Annotated in this window: 21 protein-coding genes; 10 read left to right on the forward strand and 11 right to left on the reverse strand. The window is 65.1% G+C overall.

Translation table 11 applies throughout. The features are described 5' to 3' along the window. The first annotated feature begins 7 nt into the window (after window positions 1-7). From OG976_RS21190 to OG976_RS21215, 6 genes are all read left to right on the forward strand, one after another. Window positions 8-799, forward strand: coding sequence for a coniferyl-alcohol dehydrogenase (locus OG976_RS21190; protein WP_328353154.1), 792 nt, complete (start codon window positions 8-10; stop codon window positions 797-799). 186 nt (window positions 800-985) lie between these two features. Next, window positions 986-1,849 (forward strand): SDR family oxidoreductase, encoded by an 864-nt coding sequence (locus tag OG976_RS21195; RefSeq protein ID WP_328353157.1) that lies wholly within the window; start codon window positions 986-988, stop codon window positions 1,847-1,849. 54 nt (window positions 1,850-1,903) lie between these two features. Beyond that, window positions 1,904-2,614 (forward strand): hypothetical protein, encoded by a 711-nt coding sequence (locus tag OG976_RS21200; protein WP_328353160.1) that lies wholly within the window; start codon window positions 1,904-1,906, stop codon window positions 2,612-2,614. Next, on the forward strand, window positions 2,611-3,276 hold the full coding sequence (locus OG976_RS21205; RefSeq protein WP_328353163.1) for a cytochrome c oxidase subunit 3: 666 nt from the start codon (window positions 2,611-2,613) through the stop codon (window positions 3,274-3,276). The genes OG976_RS21200 and OG976_RS21205 overlap by 4 nt, the downstream gene beginning before the upstream one ends. After that, window positions 3,273-3,545 (forward strand): cytochrome C oxidase subunit IV family protein, encoded by a 273-nt coding sequence (locus OG976_RS21210; RefSeq protein WP_328353166.1) that lies wholly within the window; start codon window positions 3,273-3,275, stop codon window positions 3,543-3,545. Before OG976_RS21205 ends, OG976_RS21210 begins: the two co-directional genes overlap by 4 nt. A 9-nt stretch (window positions 3,546-3,554) precedes the next feature. After that, on the forward strand, window positions 3,555-4,370 hold the full coding sequence (locus OG976_RS21215) for an HpcH/HpaI aldolase/citrate lyase family protein (protein WP_328353169.1): 816 nt from the start codon (window positions 3,555-3,557) through the stop codon (window positions 4,368-4,370). Between the two features lie 86 nt (window positions 4,371-4,456). Here OG976_RS21215 and OG976_RS21220 read toward each other — a convergent pair whose 3' ends face one another. The 4 genes from OG976_RS21220 to OG976_RS21235 form a co-directional block, all read right to left on the reverse strand. After that, a complete protein-coding gene (locus tag OG976_RS21220; protein WP_328353171.1) occupies window positions 4,457-5,611 on the reverse strand; it encodes an acyl-CoA dehydrogenase family protein in 1,155 nt (384 codons plus the stop codon). 2 nt (window positions 5,612-5,613) lie between these two features. After that, window positions 5,614-6,765, reverse strand: a complete 1,152-nt coding sequence (locus OG976_RS21225) for an acetyl-CoA C-acetyltransferase (RefSeq protein ID WP_328353174.1) — start codon at window positions 6,763-6,765, stop codon at window positions 5,614-5,616. Between the two features lie 67 nt (window positions 6,766-6,832). Then, complete coding sequence (locus tag OG976_RS21230) at window positions 6,833-7,498, reverse strand: TetR/AcrR family transcriptional regulator (protein ID WP_328353177.1); 666 nt, start codon at window positions 7,496-7,498, stop codon at window positions 6,833-6,835. 35 nt (window positions 7,499-7,533) lie between these two features. Beyond that, on the reverse strand, window positions 7,534-8,331 hold the full coding sequence (locus OG976_RS21235) for an SDR family NAD(P)-dependent oxidoreductase (protein WP_328353180.1): 798 nt from the start codon (window positions 8,329-8,331) through the stop codon (window positions 7,534-7,536). A 225-nt stretch (window positions 8,332-8,556) separates the two neighbouring features. Here OG976_RS21235 and OG976_RS21240 point away from each other — a divergent pair, with 225 nt between their 5' ends. Both OG976_RS21240 and OG976_RS21245 read left to right on the forward strand, forming a co-directional pair. Then, entirely contained in the window at window positions 8,557-8,748 is a 192-nt protein-coding gene (locus OG976_RS21240; protein WP_328353182.1) for a ferredoxin, read from the forward strand. Window positions 8,749-8,774: 26 nt separating this feature from the next. After that, window positions 8,775-10,025, forward strand: coding sequence for an NAD(P)/FAD-dependent oxidoreductase (locus tag OG976_RS21245; protein WP_328353184.1), 1,251 nt, complete (start codon window positions 8,775-8,777; stop codon window positions 10,023-10,025). An 11-nt stretch (window positions 10,026-10,036) separates the two neighbouring features. On the opposite strand, the gene OG976_RS21250 is transcribed toward OG976_RS21245, so the two are convergent. Both OG976_RS21250 and OG976_RS21255 read right to left on the reverse strand, forming a co-directional pair. Next, window positions 10,037-11,194, reverse strand: a complete 1,158-nt coding sequence (locus tag OG976_RS21250) for an acyl-CoA dehydrogenase family protein (RefSeq protein WP_328353188.1) — start codon at window positions 11,192-11,194, stop codon at window positions 10,037-10,039. A gap of 208 nt (window positions 11,195-11,402) precedes the next feature. Further along, the gene (locus tag OG976_RS21255; protein ID WP_328353191.1) at window positions 11,403-12,068 is read right to left on the reverse strand and encodes a TetR/AcrR family transcriptional regulator; all 666 of its coding nucleotides are present in this window, start codon (window positions 12,066-12,068) and stop codon (window positions 11,403-11,405) included. 382 nt (window positions 12,069-12,450) lie between these two features. Between OG976_RS21255 and OG976_RS21260 the strand changes: the two genes are divergently transcribed. Next, the gene (locus OG976_RS21260) at window positions 12,451-12,708 is read left to right on the forward strand and encodes a DUF3297 family protein (RefSeq protein ID WP_328353194.1); all 258 of its coding nucleotides are present in this window, start codon (window positions 12,451-12,453) and stop codon (window positions 12,706-12,708) included. 117 nt (window positions 12,709-12,825) lie between these two features. Next, complete coding sequence (locus OG976_RS21265) at window positions 12,826-13,203, forward strand: hypothetical protein (protein WP_328353197.1); 378 nt, start codon at window positions 12,826-12,828, stop codon at window positions 13,201-13,203. Window position 13,204: 1 nt separating this feature from the next. On the opposite strand, the gene OG976_RS21270 is transcribed toward OG976_RS21265, so the two are convergent. The 5 genes from OG976_RS21270 to OG976_RS21290 are packed head-to-tail and all read right to left on the reverse strand — an operon-like array spanning window position 13,205 to window position 17,891. Beyond that, entirely contained in the window at window positions 13,205-13,942 is a 738-nt protein-coding gene (locus OG976_RS21270) for a hypothetical protein (protein ID WP_328363855.1), read from the reverse strand. Between the two features lie 44 nt (window positions 13,943-13,986). Next, complete coding sequence (locus OG976_RS21275) at window positions 13,987-14,670, reverse strand: hypothetical protein (protein ID WP_328353199.1); 684 nt, start codon at window positions 14,668-14,670, stop codon at window positions 13,987-13,989. A 43-nt stretch (window positions 14,671-14,713) separates the two neighbouring features. Continuing rightward, window positions 14,714-15,685 (reverse strand): MlaD family protein, encoded by a 972-nt coding sequence (locus OG976_RS21280; RefSeq protein WP_328353202.1) that lies wholly within the window; start codon window positions 15,683-15,685, stop codon window positions 14,714-14,716. Then, window positions 15,682-16,728, reverse strand: a complete 1,047-nt coding sequence (locus OG976_RS21285) for an MlaD family protein (protein ID WP_328353205.1) — start codon at window positions 16,726-16,728, stop codon at window positions 15,682-15,684. Before OG976_RS21285 ends, OG976_RS21280 begins: the two co-directional genes overlap by 4 nt. After that, window positions 16,725-17,891 carry an MlaD family protein gene (locus OG976_RS21290; RefSeq protein WP_328353207.1) on the reverse strand — a complete coding sequence of 389 codons (1,167 nt, stop codon included), beginning with the start codon at window positions 17,889-17,891 and terminating at the stop codon, window positions 16,725-16,727. Before OG976_RS21290 ends, OG976_RS21285 begins: the two co-directional genes overlap by 4 nt. Window position 17,892: the final 1 nt, after the last annotated feature.

Genomic DNA, 17,892 nt, shown 5'->3' on the forward strand with positions numbered 1-17,892 from the left:
AGTGACGATGACTGACTTCCAAGGAAAGCGCTTCGTGGTCACCGGCGCCGCGTCCGGCATCGGCAACGCTGTGGCGCAGCGTCTCCTCGCCGCAGGTGCGGAGGTGACGTCGCTGGACCGCAACACCCCGACCGCCGCCGTGACCCGCCACCTCGAGGTAGACCTCGCCAATCCCCGCAGCATCGACGCTGCCCTCGAGCAACTCGATGGGACATACGACGGACTGTTGAACGTCGCAGGCATTCCCGGCACTGCTCCGGCCGATCTTGTGATCGCGGTCAACACTCTGGCCGTTCGCCATCTCACGGAGGCGCTCTTCGAACGCCTCAACCCAGGCGGCTCCGTGGTGATCGTCTCCTCGACAGCCGGTTTCGGTTGGCCCGCACGGCTGGAGACCATCCGCGACTTGCTGGCCACCGACACCTTCGAAGAAGGCGCGGCCTGGTTCAAGGCCAACCCGCAGCAGGGCAACGCCTACAACTTCTCCAAGGAGGCCACCACTGTCTACACCATGACGATGGGTCTTGCCGTGGTCGAGATGGGTCTGCGGATCAACGCGGTGCTGCCCGGTCCGGTGGAGACCCCGATTCTGGTGGACTTCGAGGAGTCGATGGGCAAGGACAACCTCGACGGTGTCAAGGAACTCCTCGGCCGGCATGCGACCCCGGACGATATCGCCTCGGCCGTGCTGTTTCTGGCCTCCGACGAAGCGCGGTGGGTCAACGGGCACGCGCTGATCGTCGACGGTGGGATCAGCGGCGCTGTACTCTCCGGTGTCGTTCCCGCGCCCGAGATCTGAGCCCTGGTCGTGTCGATCCAGGCTGCTTCCGAGCCGCCGACATGGACTGGGCGCCAGCGGCATGGGCGCCTACCACAGGGGCCATCGCGATTGTGCGCAAGCTGTTCTGACGGCAGAAATGTACTAAACGCGTTGCTAAACAGCACTATTCGACATCCACTTCACTGAAGAGATTGGGACGCTAACATGGCAGGGCTTGACGGCAGGGTAGTGATCATCACGGGTGCGGGCGGCGGTCTGGGACGCGAGTACGCATTGCTCGCCGCCGACGAGGGCGCCCGAGTGGTGGTCAACGACCTCGGGGGCGCGCGCGACGGGTCCGGATCCGGCCAAGCCATGGCAGACACCGTCGTCGACGAGATTCGCCAGCTCGGCGGAACCGCCTTGGCCAACTACGACAACATCGCGACCGAGGACGGCGCGCAGTCGTTGGTCGACGCGGCGGTGGCCGAGTTCGGAACAGTCGACGGCATTGTCAACAACGCGGGCATCCTGCGCGACGGCGCGTTCCACAAGATGAGCGCGGAGAACTGGGATGCGGTCCTCAAAGTCCATCTCTACGGCGGGTATTACGTCACCCGGGCGGCCTGGCCGCACCTGCGTGAAAAGAAGTTCGGCCGGATCGTGATGGCCACCTCCACGAGCGGTCTGTTCGGCAACTTCGGCCAAGCCAACTACGGGGCGGCGAAGCTCGGCCTGGTCGGGTTGATCAACACCCTGGCCATCGAAGGCGCCAAGTACGGAATCCTGGCGAATGCCGTTGCGCCGATGGCAGCGACCCGGATGACCACCGATATCGCCCCGCCCGAGCTGCTCGAGAAGCTGCCCGCGGCCCAGGTGGCGCCCGTGGTCGGCTACCTGCTGAGTGAACAGTGCACCGACACGGCCAGCGTGTACGTCGTCGGTGGCGGAAACGTCCAGCGCGTCGCCCAGTTCCAGAACAAGGGCGTGACGTTCTCGCAGACGCCGACCGTCGACGAACTCACCGCACGCTGGTCGGAGATCTCGGATCTGTCGAATGTCGAGTTGGGCCGCAATCCGCTCGGCTGATCGACCGATGCGTCAGCCGGCTACCAGTACACCGAAGCCGAGATCCTGGGAGGGATGTTGACGAAGCGAATTCTTGCGCTGTGCTCGTGGGCCGGCCCGGCGACCGTCGTGATCACGCTGATCGGCTGGCTCGTCGCCGGCGTGCTGCCCATCCCACTGGGCCCCGACAGCTCGACTCAGGACGTCGTCGACTTCTACGGTCAGACCCGGGTGATCGCCGGAATGTCGATCGCGTCAGTGGGCATCTGCCTGGTCTTTCCGCTGATCGCGGTCATCGGCGTGCACATGGTGCGGATGGAGGGCCGAACTCCCATCCTGACCTTCCTGCAACTGATTACGGGTGCGGCGACGGGCGTGCTCCTACTCCTGCCGATGCTGTTGATGACAATCATCGGGTTCCGGCCCGATCGCAGCCCGGAGTTGACGGTCACCCTCAACGACATCGCCTGGCTGATGTTCCTCACGCCGATCACGCCGTTCATCATCCAGAACATCGCCATCGGCGTGGCGATCCTCAACGACAAGCGCCGGACGATGCCGCGGTGGGTGGCCTTCGTCAACTTCTGGGTGGCCTTCTCGTTCCTGCCTGACCCGCTGGCCTTCTTCTTCCACAGCGGTCCCTTCGCGTGGCGCGGCATCTTCATCTTCTGGTTGGCGCTGACGACCTACGCGATCTTCCTCGTCGTGATGGGGGTCCAGTCGTACAAGCTGGTGAAGGAGTCGGCTGACGATGACGTGAGTTCTGTGTCCGTGGCAACGCGATGACACCTTCCGAGCTGGACGCCGATACCACACTGCCCGAGTTCCTCGGCGGCGCGGCCGATGCCGGACCGTTGAGAGTGTCTAGGACACCTGAGGATTCGCCGGCCGGCCACATTCCCGGCGAGGCCGGGTTGTGGATCTTCCTGCTCGGGGACATGACGCTGTTTGCGGCGATACTGCTGGTGTTCCTCTGGGATCGACGATCGCAGCCGGAGGTCTTCACCGAGTCGGCGCACCAACTACTTCAGCCGATCGGCGCGGTCAATACGCTTGTCCTGCTGCTGAGCTCGTATCTGGTGGTGCGTGCGCTGGCTGCTCATCGCGGCGGCGATCATGCCCTGGCCCGGCGTTTGGTCAGCGGCGCCATCGGCTGCGCCGCGACGTTCGGCGCCCTCAAGGCGGTCGAATACACCAGCGAGATCTCCGCCGGTCACACGCCGGTATCGGGAACCTTCTTCACCTTCTACTTCATCCTCACCGGCCTGCACCTGCTCCATGTCGTGGTCGGTTCGGCACTCCTGCTGGTATGGCGAAGCGCGCTCGGCCGCCAGCGTCCTTGGTCGACGGCACAGGGGCTCAGCGAGGGGATCGCGTGTTACTGGCACATGGTCGATCTGCTGTGGATCGCGATCTTCGCGATCGTCTACCTGGTGAGCGCAGAGTGAGGGCCAGCATGCCGTCGCGGGTCACCGGAGTCTTCGCCGGCTTGGTCCTCGCGACCTGCCTCACCTGGTGGCTCGGCAGCGGATCGTCAGTGCTGGGTGGCGGTTTCGAGGTTGCCGCGACGCTGACCATTCTGATCGCCTTCGTGAAGATCTTCTTCATCGGTTCCGATTTCATGGAGCTGCGCGCCGCTCCCGCCATCTTGAAAGCGGTCTTCTCCATCTGGGTTGTCGTGGTCGCCGCAGCGGCAGTCACATTGGTCGTCATCTGACATGCCCGCATGAGCAACGATACGGATGCGTTCACCCTCGCGCGCACCCTGCTGTTCGTGCCGGGCGACCGGCCAGGCCGCTTCGACAAGGCCGTGGCATCCGGTGCGGACGGTGTCATCCTGGACCTCGAAGACGCGGTGGCCGCGTCGAACAAGGATGATGCGCGATCGCGGGTCGTCCAATGGCTTACCGGGGGCCCGGCCGCCGTGGTGCGCATCAACGCCGTCGAGACACCATGGTTCGCCGACGATCTGGCGGCGCTGCGGGGCTGCGGCTGCACCATCATGCTTCCGAAGGCGTCGGCTGACGGTATCGAGGCCGTCGGCGCGGTACTCGGTGAACAGACCCCGGTGATTGCGCTCGTCGAGACCGCCGCAGGCGTGCTGGCGGCAGCGTCGATCTGCGCCGTCCCGCACGTGATCCGAGTTGCCTTCGGCAGCATCGACTTCAGCACCGAGCTCGGGGTGGCGGCTCAGGATCGCGAAGCACTTCTGCACGCGCGGTCGGTCCTGGTTCTGGCCTCGGTCGCGGCCGGTCTGGCGCCGCCGCTGGACGGCGTGACGACCGATCTGACAAGCGGTGAGCCCGCACGTGCTGATGCCGCGTACGCCTCGCGGTTGGGCTTCACCGGCAAGATGTGCATCCACCCGACCCAGGTCGAACCCGTCAACTCCGCTTTCGAGCCGGATCTTGCGCAACTTGATTGGGCACGAACGGTTTTGGCGGGCTCTGCGGACGGAGCGGCCAAGGTTGACGGCCATATGGTCGATGCCCCGGTGCTGGAGCGGGCTCGGCGCCTGCTTGCTCGATCGCGAACTGCATAGTTCTGCGAGTACCGGTGGACCGGCAGGGGCCATAGCGCCTCCGGCCGGTGACGTTTGGGCCTCAGGCGCCGTGCAGCAGGGGCGTGCTAGTTACCTGAGGCGATCTCGCGCCCGATGATCTCTTTCATGATCTCGGTCGTGCCGCCGTAGATCGTCTGGATCCGAGTATCGACGTAGGCGCGGCCCACCGCGTATTCGGCCATGTAACCGTATCCGCCGTGCAGCTGCAGGCACCGGTCGATCACGCGCTTCTGAAGTTCGCTGATGAACCACTTGCCTTTGGCTGCATCGGTTGGTGTCAACTCGCCGGCGTTATAGGCCAGTACCGACTTGTCGACGTATGCCTCCGCGATGTCGATCTCGGTTGCCATATCGGCGAGTTCGAACCGGATGTGCTGATTTGCGGTCAGTGGCTTGCCGAAGGCGTTGCGCTGGCGGCAGTACTCGGCGGTGATGTCGAAGATCGCTCGGGTGGTGGCCATCGCCTTCGCCGATACTCCGAGGCGCTCGCGGGGGAGGTGGCTCATGAGGTACTGCAACCCGCGACCTTCCTCGCCCAGCATGTTCTTCGCCGGTACGACGGCATTGTTGAAGAACAGTTCGGCGGTGTCCTGCGCGGGCAGCCCGATCTTCTCCAGCTGACGGCCGCGCTCGAAGCCGGGGGTGTCCCGCTCGACCACGAATAGGCTGAGATCTCCTGAGCCGCCGTCGTTTCCGGTCCGGGCAGCCAGGACGACGAGATCGGACATGATGCCGCTGGAGATGAATGTCTTCTGGCCGTTGATGATGTAGTTGTCGCCGTCGCGCTTGGCGGTCGTACGGATACCCCGCAGATCGCTTCCCGTGCCGGGCTCGGTCATCGCCAGTGCGCCGATGATCTCGCCGGAGGCAAACCCCGGCAGCCAGCGCTGCTTCTGCTCGTCAGTGGTGAGATCGAGCAGGTAGTGCAACACCAGATCGTCTTGCAGGCTGACCGTCAGCCCGAAGGACAGTGCGTTGATCCGGGCGACCTCCTCGCACACGATCATCCGGTAGCGGTAGTCCGCCTCCCCGGCACCGCCGTAGGCCTCACCGACCTGCAGCGCGTAGATCCCCGCCTTGGCGGCCCTGGCGAAGACCTCGCGGTCGATCCAGTGCTGGCGATCCCACTCGTCCCTGTGGGGCTCGACTTCACGGGCCAGGAACTCCCGCACTGTCTCGCGGTAGGCCTCGTGATCGGCGTCGTACAGCGTGCGCTTCATGCTCAGAGCCGTTCGATGATCGTCACGTTGGCCTGTCCGCCGCCCTCACACATGGTCTGCAGGCCGTACCGGCCGCCGGTGCGCTCGAGCTCGTGCAGCAGCGAGGTCATGAGCCGGGCGCCGGTGCACCCGATCGGGTGTCCGAGGGCGATCGCACCGCCGTTGGGGTTGACCCGCTTGGGGTCAGCACCCAGTTCGGCGATCCACGCCAACACGACAGGCGCGAATGCCTCGTTGATCTCGACGGCGTCGATGTCGTCGATCGACATACCGGCCCGCTTGAGGGCGTGCTGGGTCGCGGGGATCGGTGCGGACAACATCATCACCGGATCGGCGCCGCGTACCGACATGTGGTGGACGCGGGCACGGGGTGTGAGGCCGAAGCGATCGACGGCATCTTGCGAGGCGATCAACAGCGCGGCAGCGCCGTCGGAGATCTGGCTGGCGACGGCAGCGGTCAGCACACCGTCTTCGGTCAGGGTGGCCAGGGTGGCCATCTTCTCCATCGAGGTGTTGGCGCGTGGGCCCTCGTCGACGGAAATGCCGGCATACGGGGAGATTTCGCGTTCGAAGTAGCCGTTGGCAATGGCGGCGAGCGCTCGCTGATGGCTTTCCAGTGCGAAGCGCTCGTTGTCCTCACGGCTCAGGTTCCAATGGCTGGCGATCATCTCGGCACCACGGAACTGCGAGATCTCCTGGTCGCCGAAACGCTCCTGCCAACCCCGGCATCCGGTCCACGGGTCGGTGCTGCCGAACGGCTCGCCGGCGCCGAAGGCGCTCAGGATGGGGTACTGGCTCATCTTCTGAACACCGCCGGCCACGATGAGATCCGAGGTGCCGCTCATGACGGCCTGGGCGGCGAAGTGCACGGCTTGTTGGGCCGATCCGCACTGCCGATCGATCGTGACGCCGGGCACGGACTCCGGCAGGCCGGCTGCGAGGGCGGCGGTCCGGGCGATGTCACCGGCCTGGGCGCCGATGTTGTCCAGACAGCCGAGGATGACGTCGTCGATCGCGGCGGGGTCGACATCATGGCGGCCGACGACCGTCTTGATGACATGTGCCGCCATGTCGGCGGGGTGTTCGGCGGCGAATCCGCCGTTTCTCTTGCCGACGGCGGTGCGGACGGCATCAACGATGAAGGCTTCAGGCATGCCAAGAATCTAACATAAATTCGAAAATAATCGAAAGGTGCCGCCGACAGGGGACAGGGGTACGGCCTCAACCGCTGGCGGCGGGCGCACCGTCCCCCTGGCGCTCAGGCAACAGTGCGTGTTTGATCAACTTCTGCGCAGTCTCGACGAGGGCGTCCAGGGGCGTCCGACCCGGGTCCCACCACTCGGCGGCCCAGTTGAGGGCGCCCATCACCAGCATCTGAGTGATGCGGAGGTCGAGGTCGGCGCGCAACGCTCCCGCGCCCGCCGCCTCATCGAGAAGTTGGCGCCAGATGGCGCCGTACTGGGCGCCGGCTTCGTCGGCGCGAATCCGTAGCCGCTCAGGAATCTGACCGTGGTTGCGGATCGAAGCTGTTGTGTAATAGGAGATTTCCAGCTCATGGCGCAGATGAGCCTCCGCCGCGGCCAGGATCCTGTCGATGGCTGCGGTGCCGGGTCGCAGCGCGTCCAGCGTGGATACGAGATGCTCCCGCATATCGGCCAGGCCGCATGCCATGACTTCTTCGATGAGGTCGTCGCGTGAGGCAAAGTAGTAGTAGATCGCAGGGGCCTGTATCCCGGCCTGCTGGGCTACATCTGACAGTCGGGTTCCGCTGTAGCCCTTTTCACTGAGGAGCTGGGCGGTGGCGTCGAGGATCCTACGTCGGGTGCGGGCGTACTTCCTATCGCCCGCAGCTGCCCCGGCCTCCGATTCGCGCCGTCTACGTGCCATCGGTCAGGCGCTCCCCGCCAGCACGCGTGACGCGATCACGGCATGGTGTACCCACCGCTGACCGAGATCAGCTGACCGGTCACCTGGCGGGCGGCCACGGGGGAGGAAAACCACAGCACCGCGCGGCCAACGTCATCCGCGGTCGTCAGCCGTCGGGTCGGCGTGTCCTTGAGCATGAAGTCGATCTGCTTGGGATTGAACACCTCATCCGAACCGACGGACCAAAGACTGCTTGCACCAACGGCATCGGGACCGTCGGGCATGACGAGGCCGGGGCAGACGATATTGGAACGGATGCCGTGGCGGCCGTGCTCGCGGGCGGTCGTTCGGGCAAGCGCCACCATCGCGGCCTTCGATGCACCGTAGATCCCCTGGCGGATCTGGCCGAATGCTGCGTCACTGGCGATGAACACAATGGATCCGCCGCCCGCATCCTTCATCGGGCCGAGAGCTGCCTGGGTGGCGGACACCGCCGAGAAGAAGTTGACCTCGACGGTGCGTTGCCACTTGTCACGGTCGGTGTCGGTAGCGATGAAGCCGGGTACGGACCACCCGGCGTTGTTCACCAGAACGTCGATTCCGCCCCACGTGTCGACGGCCCGGCCGATCGCCTGATCTGCCCCGTCGGGGGTGGTGAGGTCGGCGATCGCCAGCTCGACGGCTGCGGCGCCCCGCTCGAGTGCCTCGGCCCGCACCTTTTCGGCTTGGGCTTGATCGATGTCGCTGATGATGATTCGCGATCCCTCGCCGGCGAACTGGTGCACGATCCCGCGTCCGATGTTCGACGCGCCGCCGGTGACGACGACGCGGGCATTGCTTAGTCCCAGGTCCATTGGTCTTTCCTCTCATCACACCGGTAGCGGTGGCTGCTCGTGCGGCGCACCGGCTACCAGAAACTTTAACGCGAGTTAGAAAGAAGCCGTGGGGAATTGTCCCGTAGCCTCGCGGGCACTGCCGACCTTGACAGTGCCGCAGCAATATTTTAATGTTCGTTAGATAATGTACAGCGGCCGCATCGGTCAGTAGTTGATAGCCACCGCCAAGCAGCAGGAGGGCGCATGAAGGTCGTCGTGGATTTCACCAAGTGCACGGGTCTGGGTATCTGCGAGTCCATGGCCCCAGAGTTCTTCGAGGTGAACGACGACGGTGACCTCGTCCTGCTGAAAGACGCCATCTCTGACGATGAGTTGCAGTCCGTCGAGGAGGCTGTCTCGGGTTGCCCGACCGAAGCCCTTCGAATCGAACGCTGAATGCACCGCGGGCACGGGATCATTCGATGAGTGTCGACCGTCTGGTGGTCGTCGGCGCGTCGCTTGCAGGGCTGCGCGCCGTTGAGGCCGCCCGCAAGGCGGGTTTCGAGGGCGGCATCACCCTGATCGGCGCCGAACACCACCTGCCGTATGACCGTCCTCCGCTGTCGAAGGACTTCCTCGATGTCACCGAGGCCGGCGGCGAGGCGGCTGTTCCGTTCTTCCGGTCCGGTGACGTATTCGCCGACGAGTTGCAGGTGGAGCTCCTGCTGGGCGCTCCTGCAACGAGTCTGGATGTCGACCGCAAGGTCGTCGGCGTCGGCGACCGCGAAGTGGCCTACGACGCGCTGGTGATCGCGACGGGGTCCAAACTGCGAACGCTACCCGACACCGACCATCTCGACGGTGTGCACGGTCTGCGCACCCTCGATGATTCCCTGGCCATTCGCGCCGCGCTGGATGCCGGTGCTCGCACCGTGGTTATCGGTGCGGGATTCATCGGATCGGAAGTGGCGGCCAGCGCGCAGAAGCGCGGTGTTCCCGTCACCGTAGTAGAGGCATTGCCGACTCCACTGGTGCGGGCGACGGGTACCGAGATGGGCGCGGCGATCGCATCGCTGCATGAACGCAACGGCACCACGCTGCTGTGCGGAACCGGAGTCGAGGCACTTGAGGGCGATGGTCGCGTCGAGCGTGTCGTTTTGAGTGACGGCGCCACGCTGGCTGCCGATCTGGTGGTGGTCGGCATCGGTGTCACGCCGAATACGGACTGGCTCGTTGGTTCCGGGCTGACGCTCGACAACGGTGTGGTCTGCGACGAGACCCTGTGGACCGGCGTCCCCGGGGTCTATGCGGCCGGTGACGTCGCCAACTGGCTGAACCCGATGTTCGGGGTCCGGCAGCGGATGGAGAACTGGACCGCTGCTGCCGAACAGGGTGCGGCAGCTGCCCGCAATGCCCTAGACCCGGCGAACGCCAAACCCTATGAGACGGTGCCCTACTTCTGGTCGGACTGGTACGGCTCCCGGATTCAGTTCGTGGGGGTGCCCCACTGTGACGAGGTGCTCCTCGTCGACGGAGACGTCGACCGCGACGAGCGGTGGACTGCCCTGTACCGCCACGGCGACCGCCTCGTCGGTGCGCTCACAGTCAACGGCCAAGCGGTCATCATGAAGTACCGCCGCTTGATCGCCCAGAAGGCCTCGTGGGGTGAGGCATTGGAGTTCGCAGAGAAGCGACGGGCGGCTGCCGAGGCCAAAGCAGCAGCAGCACTCTAGCGCCGCCTGTTTCAGATGCCGCCGCGCGCGACGAGTTGTGCGGCGATCACATTGCGCTGAATCTCGTTGGTGCCCTCACCGACGATCATCAGGGGAGCGTCGCGGAAGTAGCGCTCGACGTCGTATTCGGTGGAGTAGCCGTAGCCGCCGTGAATGCGGACCGCATTGAGGGCGATCTCCATGGCCGCCTCGGAGGCGAACAGCTTGGCCATCCCAGCCTCCATGTCGCAGCGTTCTCCACTGTCGTAGCGCTCGGCCGCGTGATAGGTGAGCTGGCGGGCAGCCGTGAGCTTGGTGGCCATATCGGCCAGATAGTTGCCGATGGACTGATGCTTCCAGATGGGCTGGCCGAAGCTTTCCCGGGCCTGTGCGTAGGCCAGGGCGTCTTCCAGCGCCGCAGTGGCCACCCCGAGGGCCCTGGATGCCACCTGAATGCGGCCGGTCTCAAGGCCTTTCATCATCTGGGGGAATCCCCGACCGGGCTCACCACCGAGAACGGCCGATGCCGGCACCCGGCAGTCGTCGAACGCGAGCTCGCAGCTCTCCACACCCTTGTAGCCGAGCTTCGGTAGATCCCGTGACACCAGCAGACCCTTGGTATCCCGCTCGACCAGCAGTACCGAGATGCCCTTGTGCTTGGGTTTCGCGTTGGGGTCCGTCTTGCAGAGCAGCGCGATGAGACCCGATCTGCGCGCGTTGCTGATCCAGGTCTTGGCTCCGTTGATCACGAGGTCGTCGCCGTCTGCGCGCCCGACGGTGGTCATGGCTTGCAGATCCGACCCCCCGCCGGGTTCGGTCAGTGCCATCGTCGCCCGGAGCTCACCGGTGGCCATGGGCGGGAGGTAGGCCTGCTTTTGCTCCTCGGTGCCGAACAGGCCGATGAGCTTGGCGACGACGGTGTGCCCACCCATGGCACCTGCCAGGCTCATCCAGCCGCGAGCCAGTTCTTGGGTGACGTCGACGTAGCAGTGCATCGATACCGGCGTGCCGCCGTACTCCTCCGGGACGGCCAACCCGTAAATCCCGATGCGCTTCATCTGTTCGATCCACGCTTCGGGGTATTCGTTGGCGTGCTCGACCTCGCGCACGGTCGGCTTGACCTCGCGGTCGATGAACGCTCGGACGGTTTCGACCAGCATGGATTCTTCAACACCCAATGCTGTTGTCATGTCGACCTTTCTAGGGTGTCATCGGCAGTTCGATTGGTCGACGACGGTGTGTCCAGAGTCGACCGCGATGCCGGGGTAGTCCCGATGCGATCGCCTCCCCCCGTTTTTAACACAAATTAAACCCTTGGGCAATGTGGGTTGCGTGCCGTGAGTTCGTGGTGGCCGAACCCCGATCCGGATCGCGCCGGCAGGTCCGCGCCGGGCGGGGTTACTTCTTGCGGCGGCCGGCGACCGGCGAGAGTCCGTGGCGGACCAGGGATTGCGCGTTGGCGACGACGGCGTCGACGGAACCGCGGCGAGAGTCCCACCATTCGACTGTCCAGTTGAGCGCGCCGAGGACGAGCATCTGGGCGATGTAGAGGTCGAGATCGGGGCGCAGTCCACCGGAACGGGCGAGTTCGTTGATCAGCCCGCGCCAAATTTCGCCGTACCGTTCCTCTTCGCGGATCTGGCGCTTGCGGATGGCGTCTGGGACCTGCCCGGCGTTGCGGATGGACGCGGTCGTGTAGTCGGAGATCTCCAACGCATGGCGCAGATGAGCCTCGACCGCCGCCAGCAGTCGGTCCAGCGCGGAGGTACTGGCGGGCAATTCGTCGAGGATCGCGATGAGGTGTTCGCGCATGTCGGCGATGCCCGCCCACATCACCTCTTCGATGAGGTCTTCACGCGAGGAGAAGTAGTAGTAGATGGCGGGAGCCTGAAGATCAGCCTGGGCGGCGACGTCGGTGAGTCGGAGGCCGCCGTAACCCTTCACGCTGAGGACATAGGCGGCCGCGTCCAGTATCCGGCGACGGGTCAGGGCAGACTTCGAATCGGGCTCACGGTCACCGTCGGACGGGGCGTTAGCGCTGCTCGTATCCCTCACCCGTGGCATGCGTTGATGCTACCCAGCGCAAACCCAGACGTGGCGTAGGCACCGCGGGGGGATGGAGGCACGCGACGAGCAACATTGCGCTACACATCGTCGTGGGAGGTCGCCAAGCTCTTGGTGAGTACCGCAACCCGGCCCGATCGATGCTGGGCCCGCTGTTGACAAGCGGCCACCTTCGAACGGCTCGGTTCGCAGGCGCGTCGTTGTTGTTCACATCGGTGACGCGGTGCTGGATGCCCCGCCCGGCTGGCCGAACCTTGTTCGGCCAGGGACTGGTCGATTCGACCAGGAAACGAGCAGTTCAGGGAGTTTGGTTGCGCCGGTGAGCGGCGCGTAGGTTCTTAGGAAATCAACTCACAACGCAGCATTTGAAACGGAAGCCATCATGTCCGAGGATCAGGTCACCGACGTTCCACCGAATCACCTCTCCATCGATCCACGCAGCCCCTTCTATAACGAAGAGGTGCTCCTGCGCGACGTGGGCATTCGCTTCAACGGCGTCGAGAAGACCAACGTTCACGAGTACAACGTGGCCGAGGGTTGGGTCCGTGTTGAAGTTCCCACCGCGAAGGATCGCCGCGGCAACCCCATGGTGGTCAAGGTCAGGGGCACGGTCGAACCGTTTTTCCGCACCGCTGAATAGCGGACGCCGGGATATCACGCGTGCGAGGCTCGTCGTAACCGCCTCTGCCGCACAAGGTCGGCGCTGAGCACCGGAAACCGGGGACAAATCAGCCGAGTCCCTGCCAAGCTTGCGTCGATGCGTTCACGACTTCTCGGTGTGCCGCTTGCCGCCGCTGCTCTCACGATGTGCCTGACGGCCGCCCCCGCGGCGGCCGCGCAGGCCTGGGAGTGCGACATCATGATCCCGGCAGCCGATCAGATCGAGGTGGCGCTGAACGCGGTGACGCCGAGTGGGACGCCGTTCTATGTCGCCGGCCAGCTGCGCAACGCACTGTCCCCGCTGTACGGCTTGACCGTTCCGAGCTCCGTTGACCTTCGGATCCGCTCGGCCATGGTGGCCGCGCAGATTGACGACTCCGACCCCTACCGGCCGGCCAGCCCCGAACAGCTGGGCAGCGATCTCGCCAAGGCCAGAGAACACCTGGCCGAGGTCCGCGCCGACTGCGCACCCTGAGTCAACGTCCCGCCGGCCGGTGCCGCAGCGACAAGCGTTGGGCGCCAGGCCAAATGGCCATGGCCGCCGGTGATGCACAGAACGCGTCCTCGGCCTGGTAGACGTCCATGTCGATGGCGTGCAGCCCATCTTCCTGGTGGGCCCGGCAGTTGACGGTCAGCACCTGATGGGTGTCGGGGTCGACCTGCTCGACCTCGATGGTGATCACGACGACGAGCGTGTAACCGGCCCCGGTCGGTAGATAGAACGTGAGGTCTCGGCTCGTCAACGCCCCGCCGTTGCTCACCGCGTACCCGTCACCGCTGGGATAGACGGCCTGGCCGACCATCTGGGTGCGTTCGTAATGCCGGCGATCACCCGGCGCACGCCATACCGAGAACCGGGTGTTGGGGGTGCCGTTGAAGAGGTTCTGCCCCATCGGGATGATCAGTTCCTCGCGACCGTCACCGTCGACGTCCTCCAAGCCGACACCGCCCGGGCTGGACGGCTCCAGGAGTTCGGTGATGGTCTGCACGACCTCACCGCTCGGGTCGGTCACGGTGATTTTCACCGACCTGGGTGCGGGTAACTCCGGCGCGGTCCAGTAGTTGACAGCGAACGTGAGGTCACCGGAGTGCAGGCTGCAATCCACCTGCGGCGTCCGACCGCTCGGCGTGATCACCGCCCCGCTCTGCGGGCATGGCGGCAGCGTGGTGTCGGCGGTCGCGTTGTGCGACAACGCAACCGAGGTGGCCACCATGGCCACAGCTAGCGGCAGCGCGAGCCGCTTCACGCCGCGTGCACCTAACCCTTCGGGGCTGGTTTGCCGGGCGCAGGTGGTGGCGGCGGTGGGGCGCCGGGGAGCTGCTGTTCGGTGGCCTGCTGGCTGCCGGTCTCCGGGCCGATGTCGGTCACCTGCCATCCGTCGCCGGCCTTGGTGACGGTGACCCGCAGCAGGATGATCGACACCTTCGGCGTCGGGTTCTGCAGGTTGCGGGTGGTCTGGTGAGCCGACACCACCACTTGATAGGTGCCGTCGGGCTGGAGCACCGGATCGGTGGCCAGCACCTCACCGGAGGAGCTGACCTGGGCTTGCAGCATGATGCTCTTCAGCAGGTCGGTGGCGTTGACGTACTTGTCTTTAAGCGGTTGCGATACACCGTCTTCGACGGACTTGAAGAACACGTCCGGGTCTTCGAAGGTGTACGTCAGCGACTTGAGCGCGTAATCCTTGGCCAGCTTGGCGACGGCGTCGCGATCGGCCTGGGACTGCCGTATCTGTGCGAGTTCATGATTCACGTGCTGATACTTGGTGTATCCGAACGCGCCGCCGCCGATCGCCGCGGCAACGAGGATGGCGGCCACCCACTTCCACGGTTGCCGAGTCGTGGCGGCCGGTGTCGGCTCCTCGACCGTGTCGTTGTCGGTCGGGGGAGTGGTCCCGGTGTCCTCGGCGTTGTCGTCGTCGCCGGTCGATGCGGTAGTCATTGCCGTTCTTTCTACGCTAGTGCGTGGGTCACTGTCCCTGGTGTCACTGTCCCTGGTGCCATTCGGGGACGTTGAGTTGCACCCGCAGGGCGCCGTTGTCGTTGAAGGTGGATTCCCAGAAGTCCAGCCAGTGCCCGGCGTCGAGCTTGACGTCGTGCAGGGGCGCTACCGCCGGCTGCAGGACGGTGGCGAACGTGCCCAGTGGTTCGGCCAGCATGTCCATGTACTCGCTGATCTTGGCGATCAGCACCCCGCCCGGGTCGTCGGGCCCCAGCAGGCCCGAACCGCTGTAGGAGAGGTTCTCGAACTCCTTGACCAGCCGCAGGAATGCCGGCACCGACTTCGGCAGAAGCGTCCCGGTCTCACTGATCACCTGACCGGCATTGAGGGTCCCCAGATTCGTGGTCAGGGTGGAGATGTTGCTGAACAGCGTGGTCAGGATCTGCTTGTCGTCACGGACCACCTTGGCCGCCAGGCTGGCGGTGGTGGCCAGCGAGTCGAGGGTGCCGTCGTTGCCGTCCAACGCCCCGGACACGTTGGTGACGATGGTGCGCAGATCTTCGGGGTTCAGCGCCGAAATCAGGGCGTTGGCTTTGGTCAACAGCTCGCTGCCAGTGACCATCGGTGCCACGCGATCGGGCGGGATGACCGAGCCGTCGGAAAGATAGGGGGGCGCAATGATTTTCGGCTTGAAGTCGACGTACTGCTCGCCTGCGGCCGACAGGTTCTCCACGGCGATCGCGCTATTGGCCGGAACCTGGTTGACCTGATCGATGTCCATGGAGACCGCCAGCCCGGTCGCCGTCGTCCGGATTCCGGTGACCCGGCCGATCTTGATACCCCGCATGGTGACGTCGGAGGTGGGCAGAAGGCCGCCGGAGGTGTTGAGCAGCAACGTCAGCCGGGTGACCTTCTTCGTCGGGCTGACGTCGAGCACCCCGATCGACATGTACAACGCACCGAGCAGCGTCATCACCGCCAGGATCACCAGGGTCGTGCGCGCGTTGAACTTCACGGCAGCAGTCCCATCGTCCGCATCGCCGAGACCGCCTGGTCAGCCTTGTCGGCGGGATCGACACCCTCGTTGCCGGTCGGCGGACGAAGCTCGGTGATGGTGTATCGCGGACCGCCCTTGCCGAAGAACGGAATCAGCTTGTCGCGCACCAGCGCGTTGAGCTTGTCGGCGATCACCGGGACTGTGGTGTCCACGGTGGACATCGTGGCGACCATGGGCGATAGGTAGGACAGCATCTGCATGATGTCACCGGTGATCGGGTTGATGACCTCGCCGCCGAGCTTGCCGAGGTCCTTGGAGTCGGCGACGAGTTTGAGGATTCCGAGGGTGACCGCCGACAGGCCCCCTAGCTTGGACGGCCCTTCGGTGACCAGCCGGTTGAACACCGCGGTGTTGGCCGACAGAGTGGAGCTGATGTTCTCCAGGCTCAACAGGATTCCGCTCATCGTCTCCTGATTGGTGGCCAGGTCGTTGAGGATGCCGCCGATGTTGGTCTGGATGTGGGTCAGCTCGTTGGGGTCCTTGGGGAACGCCTTGTTGGCGTCGATCACTGCGTCCTGCAGCGTGCCGATTGCCCCGCCGGCCATCAGGTTGGACACCGAGCGCAGGACGTCTTCGACGTTGGTGGCCGGCGCGGTGTTGCGCAACGGAATGGTGTCACCGTTACCAAGCATCGCCGTCGCGGGCTTGGCGGGCGGCAGCAGGGCGATATAGACGTCACCGAGTGGGGTGGCCTGGCGTAGTTCGGCGCGGGTGTTGTCGGCGAGCTTGGTGTCCCCGGCGACGTCGACGTAGGCGACGGCGGTCGAGCCGTCGAGGGCCACGTGATCGAGTACGCCGACCTGGATGCCGCCGGTGTCGACCTTGGCCCGGGCGGGAAGGTTGAGCGCGCTGGAGAATTCGATCCTCAGCCGGTAGGAGTCGGCGGGTGCGTAGGCACCCGGCACGGGTAACCGGGTCGGATCCAGCGAACACCCCGAGCTCAGGGTGATCGCCAGCGCAACCAGTACCGCACCGCCGGTCCGTATCGAACGTCGCATCATCCCAGCGCCGCCCCGAGGATGAGATCGGTCAGACCGAGAGTCACCGGATCCGACGAGGTACCCGACGCGCACGCGGCTGCCGCGCCGGGGGTGTGACGCTGCTGAAGCACCTGGCAGATGGCGCCCGCCTGGGTAGGGGCGATCGCCACCTGCGGCGGGATGTAGGTGACATTGTGGGTGCCCCAGGACGTTTCGTAGATGTCGGTGAACCACCTGGTGAACTGCGGCCAGGTGTTGATCATCGAGAGAATGGTCTTGTTGTGGTTCCTCAGCAGGTCGCGGATCCAGGGAATCAGTTTGTCGCCGATGTTGCGGTACAGCCGCGGTGCCAGCCGGGTCGATGCCTCGACGAGGATCGGCAGCAGATGGGAGACGTTGGCCAAGGCGTCGGAGATGTTGTCCGACAACGCCTCGATCAGTGCGACGGTCGCGGGCAGCGTCTGGATCACCGACGCGAAGGTGTCCCAGTTCTTCAGAAAGCCTGAGGTGAAGATCTCGCTGTTCTCGAACAGACGCCGATAATCGGTGTCGGCGCGGTACGGGTCGGACAGCATGGTGACCAGGTTGCGCAGGGTCTCGTTGAGCTGGGCGCCGGTACCGTTGAGCGACCGGCTGGCCGCAGACAGGCTGTCGTTGATCGCTTGCACACCGGGCGCCTGCGAGGCGTCCTTGCCGGGGTGCGGGCCCAACACAGTGTCGGCGAGATTGCCGACAGCGGTGAAGGTCTCGCTGACGCTGATCGGGGTCCGGGTATTGGCGAGCTTGATGCATCCTGGCCCGGCGAACTTCGGGCCGCCGGTGTAGGCCTTGGTCAGTTCGATGTGGCGGTCGGTGACGATCGACTGCGAATAGGTGACCACCCCGACGTCGGCAGGCAGGTCCATGTCTGCGGGCACCGTGAAGTCGACCTGGACGTGGTCGGGCTTGTTCTCGATCGCGGTCGTGGAGCCCACGTCGATACCCAGCATCGCGACCTTGTTGCCCACATACAACCCGACGGCGTCGGTCAGTTCGGCGCACATCGCCTTGGTGTTGTTGACTTTGGGCATCACGAGCTTCGCCCCGGTGACCGCTGCGACCGTCACGACCGCGACGACGGCCAGTGCCGCCGCGACACGTAGCGGCGAGTGCAGGCGGGCGCGCAGGGCCGAGATCGCTTTCATC

Origin of the sequence: Mycobacterium sp. NBC_00419, assembly GCF_036023875.1 — a bacterium.
Classification (GTDB): Bacteria; Actinomycetota; Actinomycetes; order Mycobacteriales; family Mycobacteriaceae; genus Mycobacterium.